The following is an 18170-nucleotide window of genomic DNA, read 5'->3' as shown; positions in this document are numbered from 1 at the left end:
TCGCGTGCCGCTCAAGGGCATCTGGAAGGCGGCTCGAAGGCGGGACCCGCCGGGTCCTCCGGCTTCGAGCGCTCCTCGACCGGGCCTCCACGCGGCGCCGCCACGATCGGTCTGCTGCGGGCACCCGGAGCGCGAACAGAGGGGTGAGAGGAGTCGTCGCCATGAGTCTCGCCATGCAACAACCGTCACTTCCCGCCTCGGCCGGGGAGGTCGCCGCGGTCGCGGCCCGCCACGCGGCCGAGAGCGAGGAGGCGCGGGGGCCGCACCCGGAGGTCGTCAAGCGGCTGGCCGCCGCCGGCTTCCTGCGGCACATGGTCCCGGCCGCGTGGGGCGGCAGGGCCGGGGGCTTCAGCGAGTTGCTGGACGCGGTCCTGCCGGTCGGCGAGGCCTGCGCCGCCTCCGCCTGGTGCGCCTCGCTGTTCGCCGCCTCCTCGCGGATCGTGTCCTTCTTCCCCGAGGAGGGGCAGCGGGAGGTGTGGGCCGAGGGGCCGGACGTGGCCGTGGTCAGCTCGGTCACCCCGTTCGGGGAAGCGGAGCGGGTGCCGGAGGGCTGGCGGGTACGAGGCCGCTGGCCGTACATGAGCGCCGTCGAGCACGCGGAGTGGGCCGTGGTCTGCGCGAAGACCGCCCCTGAGGACGGCTCCGCGGAGCCGGGGCTGCGCCTGTTCCTGCTGCCGCGCTCGGCCTTCGCCGTCGAGGACACCTGGCAGTCGGTGGGGATGCGCGGCACCGGCAGCCACACCGTGGTCGTCGACGGCCTCACCGTGCCGGAGCGGCTGAGTTGCGAGCGGGCCCGGGTCTTCGAGGGCCGGGTGTCCGAGGGCGTGGCGCGCGAGGGGCGGGTCGCGCCGCTTCCCGCGGTGAACGGCCTGACGTTCGTCGTGCCCGCGCTCGGCGCCGCCCGGGGCGCGCGGGCCGCGTTCGCCGCGTACCTGGCCGGGAAGCTGCGGAACGCGCCGCGGCTGCCGGGCGTGCCGGGAGTGGCCGGCAACCAGGTCAGCCACGAGCTGGCGCTGGCGCGTTCCGACGCCGAGGTCGACGCCGCCGAGCTGCTGCTGCGCCGCATCGCCGACCTCGCGGACGGGGACGGGGAGTTCACGCCGTGTGAGGTGGCCAGGAACGTGCGCGACACCGCCTACGCCGTCGACCTCCTGGTGTCCGCGGTGAACCGGATGTTCCGCGCGGCGGGCACCTCCGGGCAGCGGCCCGGCGCCCCGCTGGAGCGGCACTGGCGCGACGTCAACTCCGTGGCCACCCACCAGGCGCTCCAGCCCGAGCCGGCGGCCCGCCTCTACGCCGCGGCGGCGCTTGGATGACGACGGCCGCCGACGCGGCGTTCCGTGCGGCCCTCTCCCGCTTCGCCTCCGGCGTCGTCATCGTGACCACGCGGGATGGCGCGGGAAAGCCGCACGGCTTCACCGCCACCTCGTTCTGCTCCGTCTCCCTCGACCCGCCGCTGGTGCTGGTGTGCCTGGCCCGGTCGGCGCGCTGCCACCCGGTGTTCGCGCGCGCCGAGGCCTTCGCCATCAGCGTGCTGCGGCACGGCCAGGAGCCCGTCGCCCGGCGGTTCGCCAGCCGCGCCGCGGACAAGTTCGCCGACGGGGACCTGGAGACCACCGCCCACGGCTCCGTCGTCCCGGCCGGCGCGCTGGCCGTGCTGGAGTGCGACGTCGCCCAGCGCCAGGGCGTGGGCGACCACACGCTGCTGGTGGGGCGGGTGGTGAGCGTGCCGGTCACCGCGCCGGGGGCTCCCGCCGTCTACTTCGACCGTTCCTTCACCACCCTCAGCACGGAGGGCCGCTGATGTTCAACCCGTCCCCGCTGCCCGTGGCCTCGCGCGCCGAGCTGGTCGCCGCCCTGGAGCACGCCGACGCCCCCAGCCTGGCGCTGACCCTCGCGCACCTGACCGGGGACCCCTCCGTGCTGCCCGCCCTCGGCGGCGGGGGAAGCTGGCTGACCACGCCCCAGGGCGGCATCCCGCCGCGGGAGCGGGCCCGGCTGCGGAGCCTGGCCGCCGAGGTGCTGGCCCCCGGCGGGGCCGCCGAGCGCGCGGGCGACGCCCTGCCCGAGCCCGGCCTGCTGCGCGCCCTCACCCGCTGGGCGCTGGGCGAGGACACCACGGCCCTGCTGCCGATGATCGCCGAGGACCTGGCGGGAGCGCGCACCGACCCCAAGCGCCCCCGCTGGCGCCGTCAGCCGGGCAGCCGCCTGTCCGTGGCGATCGTCGGCGCCGGGATGAGCGGGCTGCTGGCCGCCCACCGGCTCGCCCAGGCCGAAGTGCCCTTCGAGATCTACGAGATGGGCGAGGACGTCGGCGGCACCTGGCAGCACAACGACTACCCCGGCTGCCGCACCGACGTGCCCAGCCAGCTCTACCACTACTCCTTCGCCGCCCGCACCGACTGGCCGGACCACTTCTGCGAGCGGGAGGTGGTGCAGGGCTACTTCCGGGACTTCGCCAAGGAGTTCCGCCTCGTCGAGCACATCCGCTTCCGCACCGAGGTCACCGAGGCGGCCTGGGACGAGGAGGAGGCGCTGTGGCGGCTGCGGATGCGCACCCCGGAGGGCGAACGCGAGGCGCGGGCCGCCGTGCTCGTCTGCGCCACGGGCCAGCTCTGCCGGCCCAGCTTCCCCGCCATCCCCGGCCGGGACTCCTTCGCCGGCCTCTCGCTGCACTCGGCGCGCTGGGAGCCGGGCACGGACCTGACGGGCCGCCGGGTCGCGCTGATCGGCACGGGCGCCAGCGCGGCCCAGATCGTTCCCGCGATCGCCGGACGCACCGCGCGGCTGTCCGTCTTCCAGCGCACCGCGCCCTGGCTGCGCCCCACCCCGCACTACCGCGCCCCCGTGCCGGAGGCGGAGCGCTGGCTCCTGGAGCACGTGCCCTTCTACCGGGAGTGGCAGCGCTTCTGGCTGTTCGCCCCGGGCATCGGCGAGCGCGGCGTGCTGGACGGCTGGATCGTCGACCCGGGCCACCCGCCCACAGAGCGCGCCGTCTCCGCCCGCAACGAGGCGCTGCGCGCCGCGCTCCTGGCGTCCATGACCGCGCAGGTGGCGGACGACCCGGAGCTGCTGGCGAGGGTCGTCCCCGACTACCCGGTGGGCGCAAAGCGGGTCCTGCGGGACGACGGAAGCTGGCTGCGCACCCTGCGGCGGCCCGACGTGCGGCTGGTCACCGAGCGAATCTCCGGCATCGCGCCGGACGCGGTCCTCACCGCCGACGGGGAACGCCACGAGGTGGACGCCATCGTCTGGGCCACCGGCTTCCGGGCCTCGGAGTTCATGGCCCCGATGCGGATCACCGGGCGCGGCGGCACGGAGCTGAGCGAGTCCTGGAACGGCGACGCCCGCGCCTACCTGGGCCTGACCGTGCCGGGCTTCCCCAACTTCTTCCTGCTGTACGGGCCGAACACCAACCTCGCCGGCCAGGGCGGCAGCATCTTCTACTTCTCCGAATGCGGCACCACCTACCTGCTGGACGCGCTGCGGGTGCTCCAGGAGAGCGGCGCGCGCTCCGCCGAGGTGCGCGGCGGGATCCACGACCACTACAACGCCTGGGTGGATCAGGGCAACGCGCTGCGCCCCTGGGGCTTTTCCGGCACCACGAGCTGGCTGCGCAACGCCCACGGCAGGAGCGCCCAGAACTGGCCGTACTCCGCAGCGGAGTACTGGCGCCTCACCCGCGGCTTCAACCCCGAGGAGTACCTGATCCGATGACCACGCAACCGCGGCCGGCGACGGCCGTGCGCTACGGCGTCGATCCCGACCTGCGCGGCTGGGCGGAGCAGGGCGTCGACGCCGACTTCAGCGACGTGGCGGCGGCCCGCGCCGTGCTGCGCGCGGCAGCCGGGAGGCGCGCCCCCTACCGGCCCGCGCACGGCCCGGTGTCCGTGGCCGAGCTGACCGTGCCGGGCACGGACGTGCGGGTGCGCGTCCACCGGCCCGAGAAGGCCGCGGAGCCCCTGCCCGCCCTGCTGTTCATGCACGGCGGGGCGTTCATGGCCGGCGGCCCGGACAACGTCGCGGCCACCGCCGACGAGTTCGCCGACCGGGCCGGCATCGCCGTCGTCTCCGTCGACTACCGCCTGGCCCCCGAGCACCCCTATCCCGCGGCGTTCGACGACTGCTGGGCCGCGCTCCAGTGGCTGGCCCGGGACGCCGCGTCCCTGGGCTGCGACCCGGCGAGGATCGGCGTGGGCGGGGAGAGCGCCGGGGGCGGCCTGGCCGCGGCGCTCGCGCTGGCCGCCCGCGACCGCGGCGGGCCCGCGCTGCGCTGCCAGCTCCTGGTCTCCGCCCAGCTCGACGACCGGCTGCTGACCGGGGCGGCGCTGTGCTACTCGGACACGCCCCGGCTGCGCCGCGCCGACCTGGTCTCAAGCTGGCAGGCCTACCTCGGCGGCTGCGCGGGCCCCGTGCCCTACTACGCCGCCCCCGCGCGCGCGGACGACCTCGGCGGGCTGCCGCCGGCGTTCGTCGCCGTCACCGAGTTCGACCCGCTGCGCGACGAGAACCTCGACTTCGCGCTGCGCCTGATCCGGGCGGACGTGCGCACCCGCCTGCGCCACTACCCGGGCACCCTGCACCTGGCCTGGGCCCACCCCGAGGCGCGGGTCTCCCGGGAGATGCGCGACGACCAGGTGGCCGCGCTGCGCGACACCCTGGCCGGGGACACCGGCCAGCCCGGGGCGGGGGCCGGGCCGGGGTCGGCGGCGGCGATCCCGCTGTTCTTCGACGACTTCCGCACCGGGCTGCGCACCGAGGGGCCCGAGGCCCGCTGGAAGGGCGTCAGCTTCGGGGCGTACGCGGCGGACGACGGCGTCGTGCGCCACCGCGGCGGGGAGCTGTGCGTGCGCGCCTCCGGGGTCCACCCCAAGACCGGCGAGCCGGCGTTCGCCCGCGGCGTCTCGCCGCAGGACCGGTACGTCACCGGCCTGCCCGGGACCCTCGACCACGTGAAGTGGCTGGCGTTCACCGACCACATGGCCGGCAGCGGCTTCCCCGGCTACGACGCGCCCGCCTCGGGCCAGCTGGTGTGCGAGGCCGTGCTGTCGGGCCGCACCTTCGGCACCGCGGAGCATCCCTTCGGCGCCGAGGTGACGGACCCCGAGGACGACCTGCGCCTGGCCTGCACGGGCCTGCCGGTGCAGGACTTCGAGACCTCGCTGACGCTGAACTTCCTGCTCACCAACCGGCGGGTGTACGCCGTGTACGAACGCCTGCCGCTCAGCCGGGCGGCGCTGGGCCCCTACGCCTCCTTCGCGTACCACGTCCCCGTGGCCGAGCGCTCCCCCGAGGACTGGCACCGCTGCCGGATCGCCTACGACCGCAGGCACGGCGTCCTGCGGTGGACGCTGGACGGCCGCGAGGTGCTGACCGTCGAGGAGATCGGCCGGCGGCTGCCCGAGCGGTACGCGGACTGCCTGGCCGCCGACCACGGGGGCGAGGAGGAGACGGTCCGGCCGCGCCAGTTCAACGCCGGGCTCGGCCTGTTCACCGCGCTGGACCACGCCGGGCCGGGGCAGCGGGGCCTGGTCCGGCTCTCCTCGGAGCCCGGGTACTACCTGTCGACCAGCCAGGGCCCCCCGGCGCCGCAGGAGTTCGCCCACGACGAGGCCCCCGAGAAACTGCGGCTCTTCGGCCAGGGCGCCGAGGCCCGGCTGCGCTCGTTCACCGTCTTCTCCCTGCCCGCGCACTGAACGCCCGTCTCCCGAACGCCCGCCCACCGACCGTCCGCCCGACGAGGAGGTTCACCATGATCGTGCACACCCTGGTCTACCGCTTTCCCGAGGACACCGACCCCGCCCTGCTGGAGGAGTTCTTCACCGGCCTGGAGCGGCTGTGCCTCGACTCCGGCCTGGTCACCGGCTTCGGCCGGGGCCCGCACCTGCGCCTGCCCGTGGACGACCACGCGCGAGGCATGACGGCCACGCACGTCGCGCAGTTCTCCTGCCCGGACATGGAGACGCTGCGGAAGTTCTCCGAGCGGCCCGGGACCCACGAGTTCATCTCCGGCTGGCGCGCACGGCTCTCCTACGAGGCGGCCTACGCCAACCACGAGCTGTTCCCGCTGACGTGACGCTCCGGCCGGAGGCGCTGATCGGCGCCTGGGAGCTGCGCTCCCTGCACGACCTGGACGACGGCGGGCGGCCGGTCGAGGGTCCCCTCGGCCGGTCCCCGCGCGGTCAGCTGCTGTACACGGCGGACGGCCGGGTCTCGGTGCACATGATGCGGGCCCCCGAGGAGCGCGACGGGTCGGCGGACCAGGCCCGGTACATGGGCTACGGCGGCACGTGGAGCCTCACGGACGGGCAGTTGGTGCACCGCACCACCGTCACCCCGGTCGACCACTGGATCGACCGGGACCACCCGCGGGAGGCCGAGCTTGAGGGCGACCGGCTCACGCTGCGCGGCGACGCGGTCGTCGACGGGCGCCTCCGGCACCGGGTGCTGGTCTGGCAGCGCGCCCAGCCCGGCGCCGGAGCCGCCACCCGGCAGGACGCCCGCTGAGAGACGAGGGAGAGAGCCATGTCCAAGGCCGTCCTGTTCCACGAGACGGGCGGGCCCGAGGTGCTGCGCGTGGAGGACGTCGAGCTGCCGGAGCCGGGGCCGGGCGAACTCCGCATCCGCGTCGAGGCGTTCGGCCTCAACCGGGCGGAGGGCATGCTGCGCTCGGGCACGTACGTCTACCGCTGCGCGCTGCCCGCCCGGCTGGGCTACGAGGCCGCCGGGGTGGTCGAGGCGGTCGGCCCCTCGGTGGCGGGCTTCGCCGTGGGCGACCCGGTCAGCACCGTCTCGGGCTTCGCCATGGGGCGGTACGGGGTGTACGGGACGCACGCCAACGTCCCGGCCGCCGCGGTCCTGCACCGGGCCCCGGACGTGGACGCGGTGACCGGGGCGGCGGCGTGGGTCGCGCACACCACCGCCTACGGCGCCCTCGTCGAGGGGGGCGGCATGCGGCCGGGCGACCACGTCGTGATCGCGGCGGCCACCGGCAGCGTCGGGCTGGCCGCGATCCAGCAGGCCAACCGGCTGGGCGCGATACCGATCGCCACGACCCGGACGAAGGCGAAGCGGGCCGCCCTGGAGGAGGAGGGGGCGGCCCACGTGATCGTCACCGACGAGGAGGACCTGGCCGAGGAGGTCGCGGCGATCACCGGCGGCCGGGGCGCGGAGCTGGTCCTGGACCCGGTCGGCGGGCCGTTCACGCCGCGGGCCGCCCTGGCCGTGGCGCCCGGGGGCACGCTGATCGTCTACGGCGCCCAGAGCGGGGAGCCGACGCCGCTGCCCCCCAACTGGCCGCTGACCGTGACGACCTACACCAACGACCGGTTCCTCGCCGACCCCGGACGCTTCCGCCGCGCCCGGCACTTCATCGACGCCGGCCTGCGCGACGGCGCCTTCCTTCCCCGGGTGGACCGCGTGTACGAGGGCCTGGAGCACACCGTCGAGGCCCACCGGCGCATGGAGAGCAACGCGCACGTCGGGAAGCTCGTGGTCAGGGTGTCCTCCTGACCGGGGCGGCGGTGGCCAGAACCAGGGCGGTGCCGGCGGCGATCGAGGCCGCGAGGAAGGCGGCGGTGATGCCCTCGGTCAGGGCCGTGGCGCCGGGGGCGTCGTCGGCGGCGAGGCCGAGGACGGTCACGAAGACGGCCAGGCCGAGGGCGCCGCCGAGCCACTGCGTGGTCTGGAGGAGGCCGGAGGCGACCCCGGCGCGCTCGGGCGCGACGCCCGCCAGGACGGTGAGGCTGAGGACGGGGAAGGCGAGGCCGCCGCCGGCGCCGATGAGCAGCGGCGGGCCGAGGACGGAGGCGGCGTAGGCGCTGTCCGGGGTGAGCGCGCTCAGCCGGCCCACGCCGGCCGTCACCTGGGCGACGCCGCCCACCAGCAGCGTTGCCGGGCCGGACCGGGGCACCAGGCGGGGCACCAGGCGGACGAGGGCGAGCTGCGCGAGGGCCATCGGCAGCGGCGCGAGGCCGGCCCGTAGCGGGCTGAGGCCGCGGACCTCCTGGTGGTACTGCGTCAGCAGGAAGACGACGCTGTACACGGCTGCGGTGACCGCGGCGCCGGCGCCCTGCCCGGCGCGGGCGGCGATCAGCCGCCGGTCGGCCGTGGCGAGCCCGGCCAGCAGGGAGGAGACGGTGAACACCAGGATGCCGCCGAGGTAGACGCGGCGGCGGCCGAGCACGTCGCCGAGACGGCCGCCGAGCAGCGGCAGGCCGCCGAACGTCAGCGTGTCGGCGTTGAGCACCCGGGCCAGGCCGGCGGTGGAGAAGCCCAGCGGCTCCCGGAGCATCGGGAGCGCGACGTTGACGATGCTGGCGTCGACTCCGATCAGCAGGGTGAACGACAGGATCGCGGCCGGGGCGGGGCCGGGGCGCCCGCCTGGCCGGGCGGTCGCGGAGGGCGGCCGGTCGCGGAGGTCGCCGGGGTCACGCGTGCCTCCCGGATAGCGGGGTGCCGAGCGGGCACCCGTAGTGAACGGATTCGTCTCCGATTATTGGCGAACGAACTCCGTCTTTTCCAAGGCCGGGTGACGGCCCGGCATATCGGCTTGCCCCCGGCCGGGCCGGGCGGATAGGAAGCCCGCATGCTCAAAGGCGGCAAGGTCGGGCTCAGGGCCCGGCACGAGGAGGACATCCCGGTCCTGCGGACCGAGCTCTACGACGATGTGGTCAACGCCGCGCGGGCCGAGAGCGGGCCCTGGCGCCCGATCACGCCCGGCGCGAAGGACCCGCGGCTGACGGGGGACAACGAGGAGCAGGGCAGCGTCCCGTTCTCCGTCGTGGAGCTGGCCGGCGGCACCCTGGTCGGCACCGCGACGCTGTGGGGCATCGACACCCACAACCGGTCCGCGCACATCGGGCTCGGCCTGCTGCCCTCCCGCCGCGGCCAGGGGTACGGGACCGACGTGGTCGCCACGCTGTGCCACTACGGCTTCGTCGTGCGCGGCCTGCGGCGGCTGCAGATCGAGACGCTGGCGGACAACGCCGCGATGCTGCGCGCCGCCGAGCGCAACGGCTTCGTCCGCGAGGGCGTGCTGCGCTCCTCGGCCTGGGTGATGGGCGAGTTCCTCGACGAGGTGCTGCTCGGGCTCCTGGCCACGGAGTGGGAGCGGTAGCCGCGCCCCGGCATGGCCCGGGCCCGGGCCTGGACTGGGGGGAGCCAGTCCGAGCGGAGGGAACGAGGGGAACGGCAGCGTTTCCTCGCAGGGAGGTGTGGGCCGCGTGGCGCGGAATCAGCCGGCCGAGCCCGGCCGCACCAGGCGGTGCGGACGCGTGCTGGAGCAGGCCATCCACGACGCCGTGTTCGCGCAGTTGGAGCGGGTCGGCTACGCCCGGCTGACCATGGACGGCGTCGCGGCCGAGGCGCACACCGGCAGGGCGACGCTGTACCGCCGCTGGGCGGACAAGGACGAACTGGTGCTGGACGCGCTCTGCCACGCGCTCCCCTCGCCGGTCGTCATCCCGCTGCGCGGCGCGCTGCGGCCCGAGGCCGCGACCCGGCTCGTGGCCAACGCCGGCTCGGCGATGATGATCTACCACTCCCTGACCGAGGGACCGGTCTCCGACGCCCTGCTCGGGGAGATCGTGGACGAGATCCTGCTGCCGCTGGTGCGGACCTGACGCGCGCGGGCCGGGACCCGCGGACCTGGGGCCTAGGGTGCGTCCGCGGGTCCTGGCGGGTCCGGCGGCCGGTTCCACATCGTGGTCAGCTCGGGCCAGTCGGGCGCCGGGCCGGGGAGGGGGCGGTGGGCCGCCGGGGCGCGCAGGCCGTCGAGGAAGAGGTCGAGGTAGCGCAGGTGGAGCTGTTCGACCCGCTCGGGCGAGGTGGGCAGGCGGGCCTTGAGGAATTCCAGCACCAGCGGGATGTCGGCCGGCTCCACGTCCGGGCGCAGGACGCCCGCCTCGCGGGCGCGCAGCACCAGGGCCTCCAGGGCGACGCGCAGCCGCCCGGCCGCCGCGGCCAGCTCCGGGTCGGAGGCCACCCGCCCGCCGACCCGGGGCAGCAGGCCGCCGTGGTCGCGGGAGAGCAGCACGCCGCGCAGGTAGGCGAGGAGTGCCTGCCAGGGATCGGCCTCGCGCAGGGCCTCCTCCGCGGCGGTGGCCTTGAGGTCCAGGCACCACAGCTCGATGCGCCGGACCAGCTCCTCCTTGCTGGCGAAGCGCCGGTAGAGGCTGCCCATCCCGATGCCGGCCTCGCGGGCGATCACCGAGACCGGTGCGTCCCAGCCGTGCTCGACGAAGACCCGCCGGGCGGCGCGCAGCAGCTTCTCGTCGTTGAGATCCGCCTCTCTCTGCCGCCCGCGGGGCGGGCCGGTGCGCTCCGTTCTCATCGTGTCGCCTCCGCTGCTTCTCTCGCCGCCCGCCTCGCCCGGCGGGCGCTCATGGCCTCTCCGCGGCCACCGCGCTCGGGGCCGCCGCGCGCCCGGCGGGCGGGGGCTGCGGGGAGGCGGGCCGGTAGGGGCGCGGCCTGAGCGCGGCGGTGAGCACGATACCGCCGCCCGCCAGGCCCGCGGCGAGCCAGAAGCTGACGGTGAACGCCCGGCCGTCCGGTGCGGCCGAGCCCGCGGCGGTGTTGGCCTCCAGCAGGGCGGCCGTCAACTGGCCGCCGAGGGCGCTGCCGACGGTGCGGGCCACGGTGTTCAGGCCGTTGCCCGCGGCGATCTCGGACGGGGGGACCAGCTCGGCCACCAGCTCGGCGAGGGTGGCCAGGCCGCAGCCGACGCCGAGGCCGATCAGGCAGAACCAGGCGGCGATCGCCACCGCGTCCCGGTGCCACAGCGCGGTGAGCACCGCGCCCGCCGCGCACACCGCCAGGGCGGCGGCCAGCGGGATCCGGGGCCCGGTCCGGGCGCGCAGCGGGGGCGCGAGCCGGCCGCCGAGCATCACCGCGGCGGCGCTGGGGAGCATCAGCAGGCCGGACTGCACCACGGACAGGCCGTGCCCGTAGCCGGCCAGCTCGCCGGGCGTCTGGAACAGCCGGGGCAGCAGCACGTAGAAGAAGAAGGGGACCACGCCCAGCAGCAGCGCGGCGAGGTTGACCACCAGCAGGGGCGGGTGCGCGAAGAGCCGCAGGTCCACCAGCGGGCGGGGGCTGCGGGACTCGACGGGGATCAGCAGCACGAACAGCAGCAGGGAGCCGGCGAAGAGGCCGAGCACGCCCGGGGAGGTCCAGCCCCAGGGGGTGCCCTGGGTGATGCCCAGCAGCAGGAGCGCCAGGGCTCCGGCCAGCAGGAGGGCACCGGGAAGGTCAACGCCCTTGCCGCGGGCGTTCGTCGGCCCTGCGGGCCCGGCGTTCCCGGCGCCGCCGGTCCCCGTGGCCGGGCGCGGGCTCTCGGGCACGAGGCGGGCGACCAGCCAGGCGGCGACCGAGACCAGGGCGGCGAGGAAGGCGAACATCCACCGCCAGGAGGCGTTGTCGATGATCAGGCCGCCCAGCACGAGGCCGGCCCCGGCCCCGCCGCCGAGCATGGCGGCGGTGAGGCCGAAGCTGCTCGCCATCCGCTCGGGCGGCATGGTCTGCCGGATGACGGCGAGCGAGAGCGGCAGCGTCGCCATGCTCACGCCCTGGACGGCGCGCAGCGCGATCAGCGTGCCGACGTCCGGCGCGAGGGCCGCGGCGGCGGTGCCGGCCAGGTAGACGCCGAGGGTGACGAGCAGCATCCTGCGGTGCCCGTACCGGTCGCCGAGGGCTCCGAGGACGGGGGTGAGCACCGCGGAGCCGAGCAGGAACGCGGTGATCAGCCAGCCGGCGGTGGCGGTGTCGGTGTCCAGCTCGCCGGTCATGACCGGCAGGGCGGGGATCACCATGGTCTGCATGACGGTGTAGGTGCCCACGGTCAGGAGCAGGGCGGTGAGGACCGCTCCCGGGCGGGGGGCGGGGGCGGGCGTGCGCATGCCGCGACGCTATCGGAGCGGAGCGCTCCGCTCAAATGCTTATCGGACGGCGGAACGGCCGGCGCGGACGACCGCCTGGTCCCCGCGTGGCCCGGACAGGTGCAGGATCTCCACGGCGCTCGCGTGCTCCGGGCCGAACCAGTGCGGCTCGGCGGTGGCGAACTCCGTCACCTCCCCCGGCCGCAGCGTGAACTCCCGCTCGCCCAGGATCAGCCGCAGCTCACCCGCGAGGACGTGGCCGCGCCTGCCGCTGATCCCGGCGGGCGGGTTCACCGGGGCCCGCGGGCTCTGCCTGGCGGGGCGGCCCCGGGGACGGACGGTCTCACCCGCGCCTCGCCCGGACGATGATCGCCGAGGACAGCGCGGCCAGCGCCATGCCGCGGTTGATCACCGAGCCGTGGGGCGTGCTGTGCACGTAGCCGGCCGGCACCAGAAAGGTGACCACGCGCCCCCGCGCCGAGAGGCGCTGCGGTGCGGCGTCCACCATGCACTCGGGCACGCCGGAGGTGGACGCCGATGTCCGCCTCGCTGCCGGTGACGACCCACGTCGGGACCAGCGCGGTGGTCACCACCTCCTCGCCCGCACGCGCGCGCAGAGCGGCCACGGTGACGTCGGCCGCCGGGACCTGGCGGGTCCGGCCGTCGGTGGCCGGCCGCAGGGTCTCGGGCCAGGTCGCGCCGGGCCAGGCGCCGGTGTTGTGGCGGCCCTGGCCGCGCGGGACGGTGTCGGGCGCGGGGGCCCGGTCGGTGAGCTCCTGCCAGGACCACATCGGTGGCAGGGCGTACTCCGTCCACGGCCGGTCCCAGGGCTGGGTCCACGGCTGGGTCCCGCCGCCGCTCCCGGCGGCCGGCGCGGTCACGAGCCGATCCCCAGCGCCGCCCGGTGCCCGTCGGACATCCCGCGCACCACCCGCCACTGGAACGCCTGCTCCACGTCCGCCCCGGCCTGGAGCGGCTTGGCCGCGTCGACGCTGGCGTGCGGCGGGAACGTCACCGGCAGCCGCTTCTCCGCCGCGGCGGAGCGCAGCCCGCGCACCTCCCGGACGACCTCCCGCGCCTCCTCCTGCCGGTCCGGCGCGTGGGCCAGGGCGATCCGCTCCTCCAGCTCCTCGTCCACCGGCACGTCCACGATGACGAAGCGGTCGAGCGTCGCCGCGTCCAGGGCCTGGCGGCCGACGTCCTGCCGGTCGCCGCCCGTGCCGTAGGTGTTGGCCGTGGCGACCAGGCCGAAGCCGGGGTGGGCGGTCACCATGCCGTCGGCGAAGGCACAGGTGCCGATCGCCAGCGCCTGGTTCAGCTCGGCCGGCAGCCCGGGGGGCCCGCTGTCCAGCTCGACCAGCGGCATCAGGCCGCCGTGTTCGAACGCCCGGCGGAAGGGCGTCGCGTGGTAGTGGCCGTCGGCGTCGTAGTAGCCGAAGATCTTGCTCATCGGCGTGGTCGGCCCGAGCGAGAGGGCCTGGAACTCCAGGCCCAGCGCCTCGGCCGCCTGCTTGGCCATCATCGACTCGCCGGTCCCGGCCGGGCCGACCAGCAGCGCGTGGCAACGGGCGTCCAGCACGCGCAGCACGTCCGGCAGGACGCGGTGGCGGTGGCCCGTCACCCGGATCGCCTCGGTGCCGGGCAGGACCACCTCCATCACCGGGGGTGCCGGCTCCGCGAAGAGCCTGGCGGCCTCGTCGAGGGCGAAGTCGAGCAGCGCGGCCCGGCCCTCGTCCAGCATGCCGCGGACCTTCGCGCCGCTCTCCGCGGTCAGCCGCTCCACGGCGGACCCGGCCCGCGCCCGGCCCAGCTCCGCGAGCGCGTCCCCGGTCCTCCCCCGCACCTCCCGCAGCGCCGCGTCGGTCCCCTCCCGCACCTCGCGCAACGCCTCGCTCCCGCCGTCCCGCAGCTCGCGCAGGGCCTCATGGCGCACAGGGCGCGGGAGACCGCCGGGGACCCCTCCCGGACGCGGACGGCGGCGCCCGGCCCGCGAGACGGCCCCGCGACACGGCCCCGCGGCCGGCCCCCCGTTCCGGCCGCGGGGCCGCCCCCGCGCGTCGCGCCTTCGTCAGCAGCCGCGGGCGGCCGGGGCGGCGCCGAGCTGGACGAGGGCCGGGGACGGGGCGCAGCAGCCGCCTCCCGCTCCCCCGGCCCCGGCCCCGGTCTCGGCCCCGGTCTCGTCGAAGAGGCCCGCGCCGCCGCACACGCCCGTCTCCGGGAGGGTCAGCTCCACGCGGTGGGCGGCCTCCAGGTCGCCGGCGAGGGCGGCGGCGAGGGAGCGGACCTGCTCGTAGCCGGTGAGGGCCAGGAAGGTGGGGGCGCGGCCGTAGGACTTCATCCCGGCCAGGAACACGCCCTCCTCCGGGTGGGACAGCTCCTTGACGCCGTGCGGGTAGACGGTGCCGCAGGAGTGGACGTTGGGGTCGATCAGCGGAGCCAGGGCGGCGGGCGCGGACAGGCGTTCGTCCAGGCCGAGGCGGACTTCGGAGAGGAAGGACAGGTCGGGCCGCAGTCCGGTGAGCGCCACGACCCGGTCCACCGGCGCGGAGCGGCGGCCGTCCTCGGCGACCAGGACGAGGCCCTCGCCCCCGCGTTCGACGGCGGCGACGCGGAAGCCGGTCAGCGCGGTGGCGTGCCCGGCCTCGACGGCGGCCTTGGCGCGCAGACCCAGGGCGCCGCGGGCGGGGAGCCGGTCGGCCTCGCCGCCGCCGAAGGTGCTCGCGCCGAGCCCGCGGCGCAGCACCCAGACCGCGTGCGTGCCGGGCTCCTCCGCGGCGAGGCCGGCCAGGCCCGCCAGGGCCGTGAACGCGGAGGCCCCGCTGCCGACCACGGCCGTGCGCCTCCCGGCGAACCGCGCGCGGACGGCCGCGTCCCCCAGGTCGGGGACGCGATAGGTGATCAGGCCCTCGGCGGCGAGGGCGCGTTCGCCCGCGGCCGGACAGCCGTCCGCGCCCAGGGGGTTGGGGCCGGACCAGGTGCCGGAGGCGTCGATGACCGCCCGCACCGCGCTGCGGTCCTCGCCGCCCCTGGCGGAGGCGAGGTGGACGGTGAACGGCTGGTCCTGGCGGCCGGAGTCGACCACGCGGTCGCGCCCGGCGCGGGAGACGCCGGTGACGGTGACGCCGTAGCGGACGCGCCCGCCCAGGGCGTCGGCCAGCGGCTGGAGGTAGCGCTCGGCCCACTCGGCGCCGGTCGGGTAGGCGCCCGGCTCGGGCCTGGTCCAGCCGGTGCGGGCGAGCAGCCGCTCCGCGGCCGGGTCGGTGAGCTCGCCCCAGGTCGAGAACAGCCTTACGTGCCCCCACTCCCGCACGGCCGCCCCGGCGCGGGCGCCGCGTTCGAGGACCAGGGCCTCGATGCCGCGCTCGGCCAGGTGCGCGGCGGCGGCCAGTCCGACGGGTCCGGCGCCGATGACGGCGACGGGGAGCTGCGTGTGCTGCGGCATGGCGGCACTCCCTCACTGTTTCGATGTCTGTCGATGTCCTGCGCGGCCAGCGTGGCAGCCGATTCGATGGAAGTCAATATAGACAGAGATCGAAACACCCTGGTCCTGTCGCTGCCGCATGTGCCACCATGAACGCATGTCGAACGTTCGCACGCCGCTGCCCGTGCTCCAGCCGACGGGCGTGGAGCCGTGCTGCCCGCCGCTGGCCGAGCGCCCCTTCACGCCGGAGGAGGCGGAGCGGGCGGCGCGGATGTTCAAGGCGCTGGGGGACCCGGTGCGGGTGCGGCTGTTCAGCGCCATCGCCTCTCGCGAGGGCGGGGAGGCCTGCGTGTGCGACATCTCCGACGTCGGCGTCTCGCAGCCGACCGTCTCCCACCACCTGAGGAAGCTGAAGGAGGCCGGGCTGCTCACCTCTGAGCGGCGCGGCACCTGGGTCTACTACCGCGTCGAGCCCTCCGTGCTGGCCGCCATGGGCGCGCTGCTCGGGTCGCCCGCGGCGGCGTGACCGCCCCGCGCGCGGCCGAAGGCGAGGGTGGTGAGGGCCAGGCCCGCGGCGGTGTTGAGGAGCTGGGCGGCGAGGAAGGCGGGAACGGAGGCGGGGGCGATGCCGGCGAAGGGGTGGGTGAACGCCCGTCCTGCGGCGACACCCGCCCCGTCTTCCCCGGCAAGACCTACCTCGACTGGGCCCTGGAGGACCCCGCCGGCCAGGGCCTGGCGGCCGTCCGCCCCATCCGCGACGAGATCAGGAAGCGCGTCGGGGCCCGTCGAGGCCCTGACCGCCGGGATCGACGCGGGGCCTGAGGCCCACCGGCCGGGCGGCGGGTTCGCCCGCCCGGGCGCCACTGAGGCGCTGCTGCGTCAAGCTCAGGTCATTCCGCGTCAAGGATTTCCCCGCGCCGGGGCGGCAGGCTACGGAGTGTGCTGCCGCGGGGGCCACTGAATCCCGTGGGGGCTCATCCGCACGGGGGGGTTCACGCATGTACCGCAGACGTCCGCGCCCGGCCGCGCCCTTGAGGGCACCGGCCGCGCCGACGGGGAGCCGCGCTCCCGAGGGCCGCCGACGGCCCGGACCGAGGAGGGGACGGACGCCGATGTCGTCGGCGGCCCAGCGGCGCGCGGTCGCACGGACATGCGGCGAAGCCGCCCGCGGAGGCCCGGTCCCCGCGACAGCCACAGACCGGGGCGCGTAGGTCACCACCCCGCCCGGCCCTCGGCCCGGGCGGGTCGGCACCTCACCCACGGCAGCGGGCGCGGCCCATCGGCCGCCCCCGGCTAACGCTGGGAGGTGCCCTCACCCCGCCGGCTCCGGTCACGGCCCGAGCTCCGCGCGTCCCACGCGCGCGTCGCCGGGCATCCCACGCACTCCGCCGCGACGCCGCCTCCCGAGCGATGCGCTCCGGGGGCGAGCACAGCCGTACCCGGGCCGCGCCGGGCGTGGGTCCGCACCACACCTCAGCACACCCACACCAAGGAGCATTTGTCATGGCTACGATCGAATTTTCCCATGTGAGGTTCGGGGCGACCGACTCCACGTGCATCGTCGCGTTCCAGAAGGCACTGATCTCCCGCGGCCACAGGATCCCCTCGGGTCCCACCGGCCTCTACGGCGAGGAGACGAAGGCCGCCTGCGCCGCCTTCCAGCGCGCCCAGGGCTGGAGCGGCAGCGGGGCGGACGGCCTGCCCGGGCCGCAGACGCTCGCCCGCCTGAGCCTGTCCGACGGCGGCCACCGCTCCGGCGGGTCCGGCGGCCGGATCGCCTCCCCGGTGCCCGGGTACCGCATCAGCCACCGCTACGGCGCCTCCGGCCCCTACACCGCCGGGTACCACACGGGCGACGACTACGCCGCGCCCACCGGCACGCCGGTGGTGGCCGTGCGGGACGGCACCATCGCGTGGTCCAACGGCGACGGCGGCTCGTACGGGAACTGGGTGTGCCTGCGCGCCGACAACGGCCGGGACTACCTCTACTGCCACCTCTCCCGGCGCGAGGTCGGCAAGGGCGACCGGGTCAAGGCCGGCGACCGGCTCGGCCGGGTGGGCTCCACCGGCAACACCACCGGCCCGCACCTGCACTTCGAGGACCGCCCCCGCGGCGGCGGCTACGGGCAGGACCGCGACCCCTCCTGGTGAGAACGGCCCACCGCGGCAACCCCGTTCCGGCCGGGCGGCACCACCCGCCGTCCGGCCGGGCGGGACCCGCGCACCGGCCTCGACGGCCGAACCCCGGACACCGAAGGGCCACCCCGGCCAGCGGACAGAGAGGACCGAACGACATGCGCTTCGACGGCACACTGATCACGCGGACGCAGTGGGGCGCCGCGCCCTCGCAGGGCGTCAGCCGCGACTTCGTCCCCCAGGGCGTCACCTTCCACTACGAGGGCAACGCCGGCACCATCGACCCGCCCGACCACGACTCGTGCGCGGGACGGGTGCGCGGGATCCAGCGGGCACACCTGAACCACCCGACCGAGGACTACAACGACATCGCCTACTCCTTCCTGATCTGCATGCACGGCGTGCTCTTCGAGGGCCGGGGCCTGGGCGTGCGTTCGGGGGCCAACGGCACGGCGAAGGCCAATCGCGCCTTCTACTCCGTGTGCTTCCTCGCCGGGACCCGGACCCCGGTGTGGCCGGAGATGGCCGCGGCCGGGCGGGCCACGATCCACTACCTGCGCCACCACGGCGCGGGGGCGCAGGTCAACGGCCACCGCGACCACGTCTCCACGGCCTGCCCCGGCCGGGCGCTGGCCAACTGGCTTCAGGCCGACTGCCCCGCGTTCCCGCGCCGGAACGCCACCGCGCGGCAGCGGCTCGAATGGGCCAGCGGGTGGTTCCACGACCGTCCCGGCAGC

Annotated in this window: 19 protein-coding genes; 12 read left to right on the top strand and 7 right to left on the bottom strand. The window is 76.2% G+C overall.

The annotated features are described in order from the left end of the window. Positions 1-161 precede the first annotated feature (161 nt). Genes RM780_RS05895 through RM780_RS05865 form a run of 7 tightly spaced genes read left to right on the top strand, consistent with a single transcriptional unit; the run spans position 162 to position 7512 of the window. Positions 162-1316 carry an acyl-CoA dehydrogenase family protein gene (locus RM780_RS05895; protein ID WP_311629420.1) on the top strand — a complete coding sequence of 385 codons (1155 nt, stop codon included), beginning with the start codon at positions 162-164 and terminating at the stop codon, positions 1314-1316. Beyond that, on the top strand, positions 1313-1804 hold the full coding sequence (locus RM780_RS05890; RefSeq protein WP_311629419.1) for a flavin reductase family protein: 492 nt from the start codon (positions 1313-1315) through the stop codon (positions 1802-1804). Before RM780_RS05895 ends, RM780_RS05890 begins: the two co-directional genes overlap by 4 nt. Next, the gene (locus tag RM780_RS05885; RefSeq protein ID WP_311629418.1) at positions 1804-3717 is read left to right on the top strand and encodes a flavin-containing monooxygenase; all 1914 of its coding nucleotides are present in this window, start codon (positions 1804-1806) and stop codon (positions 3715-3717) included. The genes RM780_RS05890 and RM780_RS05885 overlap by 1 nt, the downstream gene beginning before the upstream one ends. After that, positions 3714-5696 carry a DUF6081 family protein gene (locus RM780_RS05880; protein ID WP_311629417.1) on the top strand — a complete coding sequence of 661 codons (1983 nt, stop codon included), beginning with the start codon at positions 3714-3716 and terminating at the stop codon, positions 5694-5696. Before RM780_RS05885 ends, RM780_RS05880 begins: the two co-directional genes overlap by 4 nt. Positions 5697-5752: 56 nt before the next feature. Further along, entirely contained in the window at positions 5753-6076 is a 324-nt protein-coding gene (locus RM780_RS05875; RefSeq protein WP_311629416.1) for a hypothetical protein, read from the top strand. Continuing rightward, complete coding sequence (locus RM780_RS05870; RefSeq protein ID WP_311629415.1) at positions 6073-6507, top strand: lipocalin-like domain-containing protein; 435 nt, start codon at positions 6073-6075, stop codon at positions 6505-6507. The genes RM780_RS05875 and RM780_RS05870 overlap by 4 nt, the downstream gene beginning before the upstream one ends. 18 nt (positions 6508-6525) lie before the next feature. Continuing rightward, positions 6526-7512 (top strand): zinc-dependent alcohol dehydrogenase family protein, encoded by a 987-nt coding sequence (locus RM780_RS05865; protein WP_311629414.1) that lies wholly within the window; start codon positions 6526-6528, stop codon positions 7510-7512. Here RM780_RS05865 and RM780_RS05860 read toward each other — a convergent pair. Further along, positions 7496-8332: an MFS transporter gene (locus RM780_RS05860; RefSeq protein WP_311629553.1), complete on the bottom strand. Its 837-nt coding sequence runs from the start codon at positions 8330-8332 to the stop codon at positions 7496-7498. The two genes, RM780_RS05865 and RM780_RS05860, sit on opposite strands and share 17 nt — an antisense overlap. A gap of 255 nt (positions 8333-8587) precedes the next feature. Between RM780_RS05860 and RM780_RS05855 the strand changes: the two genes are divergently transcribed. Together RM780_RS05855 and RM780_RS05850 are read left to right on the top strand one after the other, a co-directional pair. Beyond that, positions 8588-9118 carry a GNAT family N-acetyltransferase gene (locus RM780_RS05855; protein ID WP_311629413.1) on the top strand — a complete coding sequence of 177 codons (531 nt, stop codon included), beginning with the start codon at positions 8588-8590 and terminating at the stop codon, positions 9116-9118. A 106-nt stretch (positions 9119-9224) separates the two neighbouring features. Then, complete coding sequence (locus RM780_RS05850) at positions 9225-9623, top strand: helix-turn-helix domain-containing protein (protein WP_311629412.1); 399 nt, start codon at positions 9225-9227, stop codon at positions 9621-9623. 32 nt (positions 9624-9655) lie between these two features. Here the strand turns inward: RM780_RS05850 and RM780_RS05845 are convergent, their stop codons facing one another. The 6 genes from RM780_RS05845 to RM780_RS05820 all read right to left on the bottom strand — a co-directional run bounded on the left by RM780_RS05845 (position 9656) and on the right by RM780_RS05820 (position 15318). Then, entirely contained in the window at positions 9656-10333 is a 678-nt protein-coding gene (locus tag RM780_RS05845) for a TetR/AcrR family transcriptional regulator (protein WP_311629411.1), read from the bottom strand. Positions 10334-10382: 49 nt separating this feature from the next. Continuing rightward, positions 10383-11897 (bottom strand): MFS transporter, encoded by a 1515-nt coding sequence (locus RM780_RS05840; RefSeq protein ID WP_311629410.1) that lies wholly within the window; start codon positions 11895-11897, stop codon positions 10383-10385. Between the two features lie 39 nt (positions 11898-11936). Beyond that, a complete protein-coding gene (locus tag RM780_RS05835) occupies positions 11937-12170 on the bottom strand; it encodes a cupin domain-containing protein (protein WP_311629409.1) in 234 nt (77 codons plus the stop codon). 49 nt (positions 12171-12219) lie between these two features. Further along, on the bottom strand, positions 12220-12396 hold the full coding sequence (locus tag RM780_RS05830) for a hypothetical protein (protein ID WP_311629408.1): 177 nt from the start codon (positions 12394-12396) through the stop codon (positions 12220-12222). Positions 12397-12753: 357 nt separating this feature from the next. Further along, entirely contained in the window at positions 12754-13809 is a 1056-nt protein-coding gene (locus RM780_RS05825) for an AAA family ATPase (protein WP_311629407.1), read from the bottom strand. A gap of 135 nt (positions 13810-13944) precedes the next feature. Then, positions 13945-15318: an FAD-dependent oxidoreductase gene (locus RM780_RS05820; RefSeq protein ID WP_311629406.1), complete on the bottom strand. Its 1374-nt coding sequence runs from the start codon at positions 15316-15318 to the stop codon at positions 13945-13947. Positions 15319-15454: 136 nt separating this feature from the next. Here RM780_RS05820 and RM780_RS05815 point away from each other — a divergent pair, with 136 nt between their 5' ends. The 3 genes from RM780_RS05815 to RM780_RS05805 all read left to right on the top strand — a co-directional run bounded on the left by RM780_RS05815 (position 15455) and on the right by RM780_RS05805 (position 17448). Next, a complete protein-coding gene (locus RM780_RS05815) occupies positions 15455-15823 on the top strand; it encodes an ArsR/SmtB family transcription factor (RefSeq protein WP_311629405.1) in 369 nt (122 codons plus the stop codon). Beyond that, positions 15820-16119, top strand: coding sequence for a low molecular weight phosphatase family protein (locus tag RM780_RS05810; RefSeq protein WP_311629562.1), 300 nt, complete (start codon positions 15820-15822; stop codon positions 16117-16119). The genes RM780_RS05815 and RM780_RS05810 overlap by 4 nt, the downstream gene beginning before the upstream one ends. Before the next feature lie 681 nt (positions 16120-16800). After that, positions 16801-17448, top strand: a complete 648-nt coding sequence (locus RM780_RS05805) for a peptidoglycan DD-metalloendopeptidase family protein (protein WP_311629404.1) — start codon at positions 16801-16803, stop codon at positions 17446-17448. The last annotated feature ends 722 nt before the right edge of the window (positions 17449-18170 follow it).

It is taken from the genome of Streptomyces boetiae, assembly GCF_031845405.1.
Taxonomy (GTDB): domain Bacteria; phylum Actinomycetota; class Actinomycetes; order Streptomycetales; family Streptomycetaceae; genus Streptomyces; species Streptomyces boetiae.
This window is presented reverse-complemented; position numbering and strand designations above follow the sequence as displayed.

What these genes read in the sequence shown, in the direction of transcription:
- RM780_RS05895 (WP_311629420.1), top strand. Translation starts at nt 162, where the DNA reads ATGAGTCTCGCCATGCAACAACCGTCACTTCCCGCCTCGGCCGGGGAG.
- RM780_RS05890 (WP_311629419.1), top strand. Translation starts at nt 1,313, where the DNA reads ATGACGACGGCCGCCGACGCGGCGTTCCGTGCGGCCCTCTCCCGCTTC.
- RM780_RS05885 (WP_311629418.1), top strand. Translation starts at nt 1,804, where the DNA reads ATGTTCAACCCGTCCCCGCTGCCCGTGGCCTCGCGCGCCGAGCTGGTC.
- RM780_RS05880 (WP_311629417.1), top strand. Translation starts at nt 3,714, where the DNA reads ATGACCACGCAACCGCGGCCGGCGACGGCCGTGCGCTACGGCGTCGAT.
- RM780_RS05875 (WP_311629416.1), top strand. Translation starts at nt 5,753, where the DNA reads ATGATCGTGCACACCCTGGTCTACCGCTTTCCCGAGGACACCGACCCC.
- RM780_RS05865 (WP_311629414.1), top strand. Translation starts at nt 6,526, where the DNA reads ATGTCCAAGGCCGTCCTGTTCCACGAGACGGGCGGGCCCGAGGTGCTG.
- RM780_RS05855 (WP_311629413.1), top strand. Translation starts at nt 8,588, where the DNA reads ATGCTCAAAGGCGGCAAGGTCGGGCTCAGGGCCCGGCACGAGGAGGAC.
- RM780_RS05845 (WP_311629411.1), bottom strand. Translation starts at nt 10,333, where the DNA reads ATGAGAACGGAGCGCACCGGCCCGCCCCGCGGGCGGCAGAGAGAGGCG.
- RM780_RS05840 (WP_311629410.1), bottom strand. Translation starts at nt 11,897, where the DNA reads ATGCGCACGCCCGCCCCCGCCCCCCGCCCGGGAGCGGTCCTCACCGCC.
- RM780_RS05820 (WP_311629406.1), bottom strand. Translation starts at nt 15,318, where the DNA reads ATGCCGCAGCACACGCAGCTCCCCGTCGCCGTCATCGGCGCCGGACCC.
- RM780_RS05815 (WP_311629405.1), top strand. Translation starts at nt 15,455, where the DNA reads ATGTCGAACGTTCGCACGCCGCTGCCCGTGCTCCAGCCGACGGGCGTG.
- RM780_RS05805 (WP_311629404.1), top strand. Translation starts at nt 16,801, where the DNA reads ATGGCTACGATCGAATTTTCCCATGTGAGGTTCGGGGCGACCGACTCC.